Annotated in this window: 11 protein-coding genes; 2 read left to right on the top strand and 9 right to left on the bottom strand. The window is 34.2% G+C overall.

Annotated elements, in window-relative coordinates; translation table 11 throughout:
* Positions 1–78: 78 nt before the first annotated feature.
* Positions 79–1,557, bottom strand: coding sequence for a S8 family serine peptidase (locus AB1282_RS24760; RefSeq protein WP_429900941.1), 1,479 nt, complete (start codon positions 1,555–1,557; stop codon positions 79–81).
* Between the two features lie 279 nt (positions 1,558–1,836).
* Between AB1282_RS24760 and AB1282_RS24755 the strand changes: the two genes are divergently transcribed.
* On the top strand, positions 1,837–2,031 hold the full coding sequence (locus tag AB1282_RS24755; protein WP_390311688.1) for a hypothetical protein: 195 nt from the start codon (positions 1,837–1,839) through the stop codon (positions 2,029–2,031).
* A 56-nt stretch (positions 2,032–2,087) separates the two neighbouring features.
* Here the strand turns inward: AB1282_RS24755 and AB1282_RS24750 are convergent, their stop codons facing one another.
* The 8 genes from AB1282_RS24750 to nikC all read right to left on the bottom strand — a co-directional run bounded on the left by AB1282_RS24750 (position 2,088) and on the right by nikC (position 9,956).
* The gene (locus AB1282_RS24750) at positions 2,088–2,756 is read right to left on the bottom strand and encodes an epimerase (RefSeq protein ID WP_429900939.1); all 669 of its coding nucleotides are present in this window, start codon (positions 2,754–2,756) and stop codon (positions 2,088–2,090) included.
* Between the two features lie 243 nt (positions 2,757–2,999).
* The gene (locus tag AB1282_RS24745) at positions 3,000–4,319 is read right to left on the bottom strand and encodes a sodium:solute symporter family transporter (RefSeq protein WP_429900937.1); all 1,320 of its coding nucleotides are present in this window, start codon (positions 4,317–4,319) and stop codon (positions 3,000–3,002) included.
* Positions 4,320–4,321: 2 nt separating this feature from the next.
* On the bottom strand, positions 4,322–5,020 hold the full coding sequence (locus tag AB1282_RS24740; protein WP_429900935.1) for a response regulator transcription factor: 699 nt from the start codon (positions 5,018–5,020) through the stop codon (positions 4,322–4,324).
* A 15-nt stretch (positions 5,021–5,035) separates the two neighbouring features.
* Positions 5,036–5,785: a sensor histidine kinase gene (locus AB1282_RS24735; RefSeq protein WP_056472866.1), complete on the bottom strand. Its 750-nt coding sequence runs from the start codon at positions 5,783–5,785 to the stop codon at positions 5,036–5,038.
* Positions 5,786–6,093: 308 nt separating this feature from the next.
* Positions 6,094–7,080: an ABC transporter ATP-binding protein gene (locus AB1282_RS24730; protein ID WP_056472869.1), complete on the bottom strand. Its 987-nt coding sequence runs from the start codon at positions 7,078–7,080 to the stop codon at positions 6,094–6,096.
* Positions 7,080–8,108, bottom strand: coding sequence for an ABC transporter ATP-binding protein (locus AB1282_RS24725; RefSeq protein WP_429900932.1), 1,029 nt, complete (start codon positions 8,106–8,108; stop codon positions 7,080–7,082). The genes AB1282_RS24730 and AB1282_RS24725 overlap by 1 nt, the downstream gene beginning before the upstream one ends.
* A 12-nt stretch (positions 8,109–8,120) precedes the next feature.
* On the bottom strand, positions 8,121–9,041 hold the full coding sequence (locus AB1282_RS24720) for an ABC transporter permease (RefSeq protein ID WP_429900930.1): 921 nt from the start codon (positions 9,039–9,041) through the stop codon (positions 8,121–8,123).
* Between the two features lie 12 nt (positions 9,042–9,053).
* A complete protein-coding gene (gene nikC / locus AB1282_RS24715) occupies positions 9,054–9,956 on the bottom strand; it encodes a nickel transporter permease (protein ID WP_056472879.1) in 903 nt (300 codons plus the stop codon).
* A 211-nt stretch (positions 9,957–10,167) separates the two neighbouring features.
* Here nikC and AB1282_RS24710 point away from each other — a divergent pair, with 211 nt between their 5' ends.
* Positions 10,168–11,724 (top strand): glutathione ABC transporter substrate-binding protein, encoded by a 1,557-nt coding sequence (locus tag AB1282_RS24710; protein ID WP_056472881.1) that lies wholly within the window; start codon positions 10,168–10,170, stop codon positions 11,722–11,724.
* The last annotated feature ends 96 nt before the right edge of the window (positions 11,725–11,820 follow it).

Raw genomic sequence — 11,820 nt, 5'->3', positions numbered from 1 at the left:
AAAGGATAGATAATCTAGAAATCTCCTGGATTATCTATCCTTTTTTATTTTACTTGCTTAAAAATTTAATTTATTCGCTTATTTATCTTTAGATAAAAAGGAATAAATGTTTGCTTCACCAGAACCATAAAGTGGATCTTGTCCTTTTTTCCCATAATCAAGTGCACTTTGTCTTATTGCTGCTGCTACTTTAGCAGGATTATATTCAGGATGAGCTGCCTTAATTACGCCTGCAATACCTGCAACCTTTGGTGCTGCCATTGAAGTTCCATGAAGATATGAATAGCCATGCCATTTTCCGTCACTAAATTGTGTTGTTGCATTCGTACCATTTGGATTAGCTGCATTTACACCTACTGGATATGTAGGATAAGTAGACAAAGTACGATATGTATAATCACGTTTATTTAAAAAGTTACCTGTTGGATTTTGACGGTATAATCCATCGTATACAGGCCCGTTATCTCCACCAGGAGCAGCAACATCGATTACACTTCCATAATTTGAGTAGAATGCAATACTATCTTTTGACCACTGATTAGATGAAGAAACTGTAATGACACCTGAGATTTGTGCAGGAACAACACGTGAAGGACCTTTAATATCTAAACCGTAAGTAGTTTTCCAATAATCTTGCATATCGTGTATATTGTTAAAATCTCTTGAGTCATTCCCCGCAGATACAACGACCGTTACACCTTTTTTAATTGCATATTGAATCGCTCGATGATATGCCACCATTGAAGCTGACTCACCTTTTTCGTCTAAGTTATTAGCCATCCAACGCCATCCACCGATCGACATATTAATTACATCTACACCATCGTTTGCAGCTGAAACAATTGCATCTGTAATCCATGACTGTTCAGCTCCACCTGTTGCACCGAAAACTCGGTAAGCACGAACTGTTAACTCAGGTCCAACGCCCTTAACTTTTCCATTTGCTGCAATTGAGCCAGCAACATGCGTTCCATGGCCATTTTTATCCCATGCATCTGTCGTTCCTGGGACAAATGTTTTTGATCCAGCAAGATCTGCATTAGCTTTTAAATCTGGATGACCAAAGTCGATTCCTGTATCGATTACAGCTACGACCGTTTTATGATTTCCTTTGTTAATATTATAGGAATCTCCATTATGAGTTAAGTTCTGCATGTCCCATTGTTTGTCCCAGTAGGAGTTAGAGTTAGCATCAAGTGTTACTTTTTCACCATTCGGTGTTCCAGGAGTAAACTCAATTTTATCATCTGGGTCAGCTTCCAAGTATGCTTGAAGTTCTTTACCAGCTGATTGAATGCTTGTATCTTTTTTAATATTAGTTAAAAATTCACTATTAGATGATGAAACTTCAACAATTCCAACTTCTGAAATAATTCGTTCCACAGAACCTCCAGCTTTTGAAATTGTATCTGTGAAATTGCTTGGTAAATTACCTTTATAAGCTAAAACATAATGAAGCTCCTCAGGTGCAGCTTTTGCTGGTTTGGATTGTGTACCAATAAGTAATGAAAATGATAAAACAGAACAAATCGATAAGGCAGCAATTCTTTTTTTCATGAAATCTCTCCAATTTGTATTATTTACGTATACACGTATTTAATCAAATTTTAATAAAACTCCCTTTAAAAACTTGTCGGAATTTCGAACGCAAAATACAAAATTTTTTGACAATTCATTAGGGAATAAATCGATAAGGGTATTTTAATTACATAAATGAGAGATAAGTGAAAAAAACAACATGATATAAACTTTGAAATGGATGTAATAATTCCCTCAAACTACCTGTAATTTAATGTTAACATCCATACACAATATAAATACGGAGGTGAACTTATAATGTCAGAACATAAAACATCAAAAGATACTGATGACAATCATATCCACGTTGCTACTAACTCATACTTAGACACAAGCGAGAACGATTCCAATAAAATTAATTATGACGAAGGTGGTAGCCCATACTTAGATACTAGTGAGGACGCATCATCCGCAGCAAACACAAGACGAGGAGCTCCATATTTAAATACTTAATGTGAAGAGGGTTAGGGGAAAGAAGGAAAAATACTTTCCCTATGCCTTTTTTACTTTCACTTTTCTGCTGTCCTATTAATATCTTCAACCTCAACTAAAGGCTTATGATAACCAGCCTTGGCAATATTGATCATGGATCGACCAATTTGTTCTGAAGTTGTTATTGAGTTTGGAAATACTTTTTTTAGTATCGGATAGATAGGTTTCGTTACGTTATAGCCGTATTGATATAGTTTAGTTTTTGATTTTATATCTTTATGCGGAATAATAGCACCTGGTCGATACATGTATGCAGCTTTAAATGGTAATTTTAACAAGTCATTTTCTGTTTTTCCCTTCACTCTAGCCCACATTGTACGACCTTTCTCCGTACTATCGGTACCTGAGCCAGTGACATAAATGAAAGTCATTTGAGGATTCAATATTGATAATGTACGTGCAATGGATAGTGTAAGGTCATATGTAATCTTACGATAATCTTCCTCTGTCATTCTAAATGATGAAACACCTAGACAAAAAAAACATGCATCAAATCCGGTTAATTGACTCTCAATTGTAGATAAATCAAGCAGATTAGAATGCTTAATTTCATAGAATTTTTCATGTTGAATACCTGTAATACTGCGACCAATTGAATAAATCGAGCTAACAGAAGGATCTCGTAAGCATTCTCTTAATACACTTTGTCCAACCATTCCAGTTGCTCCAAAAAGTAAAATCTTCATAATGTAACCCCCATAATTTAATTTCATCGATTTAATCTCATGGGCAAATAATAAATGATAAATCATTTTTAAGCAATTTAAAAATGAAAGACGAGGAGGCTCAGGTCTCGCCCCATTGAAAGCGAGCATCCTGTAATGGAAATCAACAACACTCAACTCCTTTTACGAAAATTTTGGTAATTAATTACAAGATTGTTTTTCAACAACAAGAAGAGCTAATCAAGTCAACTGATTAGCTCTTCGTTACGACATATTTACAGTCTCTTTCTTACTAAAAAATTGGAGTGTAAAACCAAGAATAATTATCACAATAGAAAATAATAAGCTCAACCAAATACTTTCAAATTCACCTACATACGGCTGAACAATATAAGAAAGTATAATACTAATTACGATACTAATTGGAATATAATTACCGACCTTATTCTTACTAAAGACAATAACTAAAATTGGAAATAACAATGCTGAATAGACATTTCCTGAGTAAAATAATAGCTCAATAATTTTTTTTGATTGAATAATTGTAGCGAAAAAGATGATCGCGCCAATAATCACAGATAGAAGATAAGCAAGTTTTATTTTTTTTTGATCATTTTTTATCGTATGAAATGGCTCTATTATATTGATAATGATTAAGCTAGCAAGCGAATGTAGAACCGCACCAAATGTAGAAGTAATTGCATTAAATGCACATAAAACAAAAAGTATGAAAAAAAATGGTGTTGTTATTTTATTTGCTAAACCGACTAATATTGATTGAATATCTGTAAAACCACCTGTAAATATAACAATAATAAAAAGGCATGAAAATGAAAGTGGGAAAATACACCATATTAAGCCTGATATTGAGAATGTTAAGCGGAGTTTTTTCGGTTCAATCATAAATAATCGGTGCCATGAAGTAATGTCAAAGAAAAACTGACCAAATCCGACTAATAAGCCAGAAAATAAAAAACCCCATAAATCGTAATGATCAATAACGAGCATGTATGGATGGTATAATTTAATCCCATCATATACGGGTTGAACACCCTCTTTTACGAAAAAATACAACGGAATTAAAATTGCCGCTGCAAACATTGTAATGACTTGGAATCCTGCTAATCCATGTATCATTTTTAATCCACCAAAACCTGCAAAAAGTACACAAAAGCTTATAAAAATGATTATTTCTATGTACAACGGTAAATTAAAAAGAAAATGAAATAAAGTAGAAGCAGTGATCGACTGTATATATAATATGTGTAAACTAGTTAATATTAAAATACAAATCATAATCCAATAACCAAGTGGATGTAGTTTTTTCTTCAAATAATCTCCAATTGTTAGACCATCAGGGTACTCCTGTCGAACCTTTTTCCCAATAAAACTAAATACAAATAAAGCAATAGCACCTAAAAATGCATATCCGATTCCACCAAATACGCCATATTTAATCATTGATTCTGGCGAAGATAATATCGTAGTTCCTGTTACCCAACGTGCCAAGAGAGAAATAATTCCCATTCCCATTCCAATTTGAATAGGACCTTGCACGTATTCTCTAAATGAACGTGAATTCACTGTTATTTTCCTTTCTCACGATACTCTTTTGGAGTAATGCCCTCAATTTTGCGGAATAAAGTACTAAAGTAATGCTGACTATTGAAGCCTGAGTTTTCTGCTACATCGGATATGTTCCAATTGGGATTATTTGTTAAATATCGCTTAGCTGCTTGTATTCTATAGTCTATTAAATATTCTGAAAATGATACACCGACTTCTTCGTGAAATTTTCTACTTAAATAAGTATGATTCGTATGAACTTCTCGAGCTACGTCAGAAAGAGACAGTTTTTCAGCGAAATGCTCATGAATATATAAAAGAGTTTGATGTATTAAACTAGAATATTGGTTTGACGTATCGGTATCACAATATTTAGATAAAACTTTATATAATTCACTTTCAATAATTGGCTTTGTTAAATAATCTAGAACGCCGATTCGGATTGACTGTTGAGCATAATCAAAACTTTGATATGCTGTAACCATAATAATATCTACGTCTTTATTTTGTGCTCTAAGCTCTTCGCCAAACTCTAGTCCAGACCGCCCAGGTAGATTTATATCTAGAAACGCAATGTTAATTTTATGATTTTGATTAATTGTTATTGCTTGGCATGCATCAGCAGCTTTATAAAATTTCCATAATGGAAACATATTTTTTATCAAATATTCCATCTGTTCAAGCTCTAATGGTTCATCATCTACTAATAATACATTCACTTCATTTTCCCTCCTTTACTCTATAGAGTCATATATAAGTGGCCAAACGACCTTAACATTTGTTCCTGATTCATTTGATGTAATCAGTACATGTCCACTGTTACCAAAATATAGTTGTAATCTCTTTTTTATATTGTCTAATCCATGGCCTTCTTGATTAGAAAAAGAATTAGTCATTCCCATTAAACCATTATCAATTACTTCTAAACAAACTAGCTCGGAATCTTGATAAAATCGAATATCCAGTAAAGCTTCTCCAACCTTTTTTTCTAAACCATGTTTAAATGAATTTTCTACTAATGTTTGCAAAATAAAAGGGGGGACTAGCGCTTTATATAATTCTTTTGGACAATCTAACTGAGTTTTAAGACGATCTCCAAACCGTAGTGTTTGAATATCTAAATAATATTGAGTATATTGTATTTCTTGATCTAAAGGGATTAATGGCTCTGAAGATTTATATTTAAACTTTAAAAATTGAGAGAATGTTTCTAGAGCTCGGATTAATTCCGAGGTTCGGTTTAAACGAGCTAAGCTTAATATGACATTGAGTGTATTAAATAAAAAGTGTGGTTGAATTTGCTGATTTAATTTATTGTACTGGGCTTCTTGTAATGCATGCTCTAACCGAATTTCTCTATTTTTATTTTCAAGTAAATCAATTCTTTTTTCAAAGATAAACAAAAATAATAAAGCAATAGCTCCCATAATAGGAGCTAAAATAAATAGCATAATTAGTAAAGTAAATCCCTCGTAACTAAGCATGAAGAACCTCAATTAGTTTTTTTAATAATATTTTTAATTTTTTCGAAAACTTTGTTTATAAATGGTTGATTACAACTAAAGTATCTCCAATGGAATGGAACGAAGCTGAGCATCCCATTGGAGATACTTAGAGGAGTCTCTAGCCTTCGCGCCTTTTTCCATAGGAGCCTTATAACATCTTGATTAAATCAAAATTCGATTTATAATCCAATTTTATAAGCATTTAATATTTTTAATAGAAGTAGAATTTCTACATGGCAGGATCAATTCTCTTCTTTTCCTTTACTTCACGCCTATAAGAATACTATTTAATTAATTATGTGACAAGCAACTTGATGATTTTGTTCAGATATTTTTAATTCAGGTACTTTTGTTTTGCAAATATCGATCGCGAAAGGGCATCTTGTGTGAAAACGACAACCGCTTGGAGGATCGATTGGAGAAGGTACATCTCCTGTTAAGATGATTCGTTCTCTTTGATGTACCGGGTTTGGTACTGGAATAGCAGATAATAGTGCACGTGTATAAGGATGCTGCGGATTTTCGAAAATAGATTTTTTATCGGCAATCTCAACAATCTTCCCTAAATACATTACCATTACACGGTCAGAAATATGTCTTACTACACCTAAATCATGTGAGATGAAAAGAAAGGTAAGTGAGAATTTTTTCTGTAACGATTTTAATAAGTTTAATACTTGAGCTTGGATTGAAACATCTAGAGCGGATACTGCTTCATCACAAATGATTAGTTTTGGATCAACTGCAAGTGCACGTGCAATTCCGACACGCTGACGTTGACCACCACTAAATTCATGAGGATATCTCTCCATTGCTTCTGGTCTTAAACCAACATGCCCTAATAATTCCTCAATTCTAGCTTTACGTTCTTCTTTTGGAACGACATCTTGAATTGCTAATGCTTCAGCTAAAATTTGTCCAATTGTTTGTCTAGGGTTAAGTGATGCAAACGGATCCTGGAAGATTACTTGCAGATCCTTTCTTATTTTACGCATTTCTTTTTTTCCTAAGCTTAATAAATCTTTTTCCTTAAAATGAATGCTTCCACTTGTAGGCTCGTCCAATCTTAGAATGGCTCTACCAGTAGTAGACTTACCACAACCGGATTCTCCAACAATGCTTAAAGTTTCTCCCTCATAAATGTTGAAGCTAATATCGTCTACAGCTTTTACGTGATTGACCGTTCTTCCTAAAATGCCACCTTTGATTGGAAAGTATTGTTTTAAATGATCTACATTAAGTAGTATTTTTTTATCCACTAGTTGTAATGACATTATTCAATCCCAACTTTCTCTTTGATGGTATAGTCTGCTTCCCATTGCGATGTGTACATCCAACAGCTGACTTCAGTATTTTTGTCGATTGTTTGTAAATCGGGCACTGACTGATGGCACATTTCCCTTGCGTGTGCGCAGCGTGGCGCAAAACTACAGCCTTTAGGCATATTATATGGACTAGGTACAGTACCAGGTATTGTTGTTAATTCATCTTGATCCATATCGAGACGTGGAAGAGAGTTTAATAACCCGATTGTGTATGGGTGTTTAGGGCTATTAAAAAGTTCTTTTGCTGAAGTATATTCAACAATTCTTCCAGCGTACATAACAGCCACTCGATCACAAGTCTCATAAACAACGCCTAAATCATGCGTGATTAATATTACGGCTGTACCTAAATCTTTTTGAAGTGATTTAATTAATTCCAGAATTTGAGCTTGAATTGTCACATCAAGAGCGGTAGTCGGTTCATCTGCGATTAATACTTCTGGGTGACAAGCAAGTGCCATTGCAATCATAACCCTTTGTCTCATTCCACCACTAAGCTCATGTGGCTCTTGCTTTGCACGTTTTTCAGGAGATGGGATCCCTACAAGTCGAAGCATTTCAACTGCTTTCTCCCAAGCTTCCTTTTTGCCTAATTTTTGGTGAAGACGAATCGCCTCTGCAATTTGTTCGCCAGCCGAATAAACAGGATTTAGAGATGTCATCGGCTCTTGAAAGATCATTGAAATTTCATTTCCTCGAATGGAACGCATTTGCTTTTCCGTTTTTGCTAGTAAGTCTTCACCTTTAAAAAGAATACTACCACCAGCTATTTTTCCTGGAGGAGAGGGGATTAATCCTAAAAGGGATAATGATGTAATACTTTTACCACTTCCGGATTCTCCTACTATTCCAAGTGTTTCACCTTTTTTTAATGTAAAGCTAATTCCATTAACTGCTTTACTTGTTCCTTCATCTGTATAAAAGTAGGTTTGTAGATTTTTAACCTCAAGAATTGTTTCATCAAATTGTTTTTTCATAGTAGGACCTCCTTAATTCAAGTCAACTCGTTTATTAAAGTAACGGTAAAGAATATCAACAGCTAGATTCATAAATACAAAGATAACTGAAGCGATTAAAACTCCACCTTGAACCATCGGTAAATCTCTCGTTCTAATTGCATCAACAATTAATCTACCAAGTCCATTAATTGCAAAAACTGACTCTGTTAAAACGGTACCACCTAGTAATGCACCAAACTGAAGTCCAACAACAGTAATAACAGGAATAAGAGCATTCTTTAAACCATGTTTATAAATAATGACATGCTCTTTTAATCCTTTTGCTCTTGCTGTACGCATATAGTCTTGACGAACAACCTCAAGCATACTTGATCTAGTCATTCTAGCTACAATTGCCGCACCACCTGCACCTAATGTTAATGCTGGTAGGACCATATGTTTAAACGTTCCCCAGCCAGCAACTGGGAATATATGAAGATTAACTGAAAAGAAGTAGATCAGCATTAAACCAAACCAGAAACTTGGTAAAGAGATTCCTAGTAAAGCGACAATCATAATTGTAATATCAGCTGCAGAGTACTGTTTAGTCGCTGATATAATTCCTGCTAGCATACCAAGTACAACTGTAATGAAAATACTAGCCAGTGCAAGTTCAATTGTAATAGGCAAACGAATCATAATCTCATCTAATACTGGACGATTATTTCGAAGTGATTCACCAAAATCTCCTTGTAATACATGAACAACATAGTCGAAATACTGAATAATGACAGGACGATCAAGTCCAAGTGAATGACGAACCATTTCGATTGTGTGTTTTGTAGCACCTTCACCAGCAAGTAGTGTTGCTGGATCACCAGGAACCATCTGCATGATTAAAAAAACGACTAAACTTACACCAAGTAAAACCGGAATAGTTTGTATAATTCTTCTGACAATAAATAGAAACATTGACTTTCCTCCTTATTTTTTCATTCTTGGATCAAGAGCATCTCTTAGTCCATCTCCGAAAATATTAAATCCTAATACAAGTGTTGAAATCGCAATACCTGGGAATAAGGCAATGTGGGGTGCCGTAAATAAGTAATCACGTCCACTGCTCAACATCGCTCCCCATTCTGGTGATGGAGGCTGAGCACCTAATCCTAGATAGGATAAGCCTGCTGCTGAAAGAATAGCTGTAGCAAGTTTTAACGTAGCTTGGACAATTATTGGTGAAAGAATATTCGGGAAAATATGTTTGAAAATAATTGTTGAATCAGTTGCACCTAATGCACGAATTGCGTCTATATACTCAAGCTTTCTGACGGATAACGTAGATCCTCTAACGATTCGTGCAAACGTTGGGATTGAAAAGATACCGACAGCAACCATTACATTAATTAGACTAGGACCTAGTGCACTAATGATCGCAAGTGCTAGTAGAATACCTGGGAATGCTAGTAAAACATCAACAACCCTCATAATAATCGTATCAACCCATTTTCCGTAATAACCTGCAATCAACCCAAGAGTGATACCGAAAATTGCTCCAAATAGGACAGATACGAAACCAACAGAAATTGAAAGACGACTTCCATAAATGATTCTACTTAAAATATCTCTTCCTTTATCATCTGTTCCCATCCAATGTTCCAGCGATGGAGGTTGCAGTTTGTGCATTAAATCAATCGCAAAAGGATCCTTCGGTGAAATGAGTGGTGCCAAAAAAGCTACTAAAATATAAAAAAGTACGATATATCCACCAACTAGTGCCAATTTATTTTTTTTAAACTTCTTATAAAATACTTTCCATCTTTTTAGTTTTTGAGATTCTTTTTTTTCTAATTTGATTTCATTGTTATTCAATACAATCTCTGTTTTCATTCTTTTTCCCCCTTTTCTTTGTTTAAATTTATTCAAAATTGGAATTGAAGTAAATATAATGCGGAAAAGCAGTAAAGATAATTAAAAAACGAGTAAAGATTCTGAAAATATAAAATTTTATTTTTTTTTATAATTTGAATAAGCCTACGTACTCAGGAAAAATGGTGAACAAGAGAATCATGGGGGCAAGTATAAGAGGAGGAAGAAAAAAATGAAGAAAAAGACAGCTGGAGTATTATTTGCATCATTATTAACAGTTTCTACTGCGCTTGCAGGTTGTACATCAGACCAAACAAGCAGTAGTGCAACAGGAACAAAGGCAAAAGCAGGGGGAACATTGGTTGTAGCTAGACTATCTGATGCGACTACATTAGATCCACATTTTATTACTGATATACCATCAGCAAACGTTGTTTATGAAAAGGTATATGAAACATTAGTTGAACCAGATAAAAATATGGAGCCAAAACCTCTTTTAGCAACAGAATGGAAGCAAATTGATAACGTGACTTGGGAGTTCAAATTACGCAAAGGCGTTAAGTTCCAGGATGGATCACCATTTAATGCAGATGCAGTTAAAACAAATTTTGATCGAGTACTTGACCCAAAAACTGCATCACCACAAGCTGGTAAATTTGAAATGATAAAAGAAGTTAAAGTGGTAGATGATTCAACTGTTCAATTTATTTTGAAATACCCATATGCTCCACTTTTATCAATTTTAATGAGTAATGAAGGAGATATTATTAGTCCAAAATCGATTAAAGAAAACAGTGATAAAATTGGACGAAATCCAGTTGGAACTGGTCCTTATGTATTTAAATCTTGGAAATCAGGGGAAGAAATTAAAATTGAAAAAAATAAAGATTACTGGGGTAATAAGCCTAAAATTGATGGTGTAGTCTTTAAAGTAGTTCCTGAAGATGCTACAAGATTAGCAATGATCGAAACTGGTGAAGCACATGTAACTGATCAAGTGCCTGTAACAGAAATCGATCGAATTGAAGCTTCTGACACAATGGATTTATACCGCACAGATGGACTAGCTGTAGAATATTTAAGCTTCAATACAAAGAAAAAACCATTTAATGATGTTCGTGTCCGTCAAGCGATTGCACATGCAATTGAAGTAGATTCAATTATTAAAGGTGTATATAACGATGTTGGAACAAAAGCAAATTCAACAATGAGTCCAAAAGTATTTGGATATGATCCGAATATTAAAGGCTATAATTACGATATTAATGAATCTAAAAAGCTATTAAAAGAAGCAGGAATTAAAGACGGCCTATCATTTACACTTACAACTAGTGACCGTAAAGAAAGAATAAATATGGCTGAAGTTATTCAATCTCAATTAAAAGGGATTGGTATTAATGTGAAAATTCAAGTACTTGAATACGGAGCTTATATTGATGCAATTGCAAAAGGTCAACATCAAGTTTCAATTGGTGGATGGGGAAATGCTACTGGTGATGGCGACTATAACCAATTTAACTTATTTGATAGTAAATCCCAAGGTGCAGCAGGAAATAGTTCATTCTATAGTAACCCAGAAGTTGATAAACTAATTGAATCAGCTCGTCAAGAATCGGATAGCGAAAAACGTAAAGAACTTTATGCTCAAGCACAGGAAATTGAAAACAAAGATGTACCATATGTACCTATTCGTAACTATGAGCATTTAGCAGTTACTGCCTCATCAGTTAAAGGACTTTGGTTAAACCCAGCAAGTTATTTAATGCTTGATGATGTAACAGTGAAATAAAATTTTAGAACTTTGTCTACAAACTGACAGCATAATCGTATTATGCTGTTTTTTTGAGAATATCACAAATTGATGAAGATCAGCCTACAGAATAGG

This window comes from Gottfriedia sp. S16(2024) (assembly GCF_050473765.1).
Lineage (GTDB): Bacteria > Bacillota > Bacilli > Bacillales > Bacillaceae_G > Gottfriedia.
Note: the sequence above shows the minus strand (reverse complement) of the source record. Positions and strands in the feature narration are given on the sequence as shown.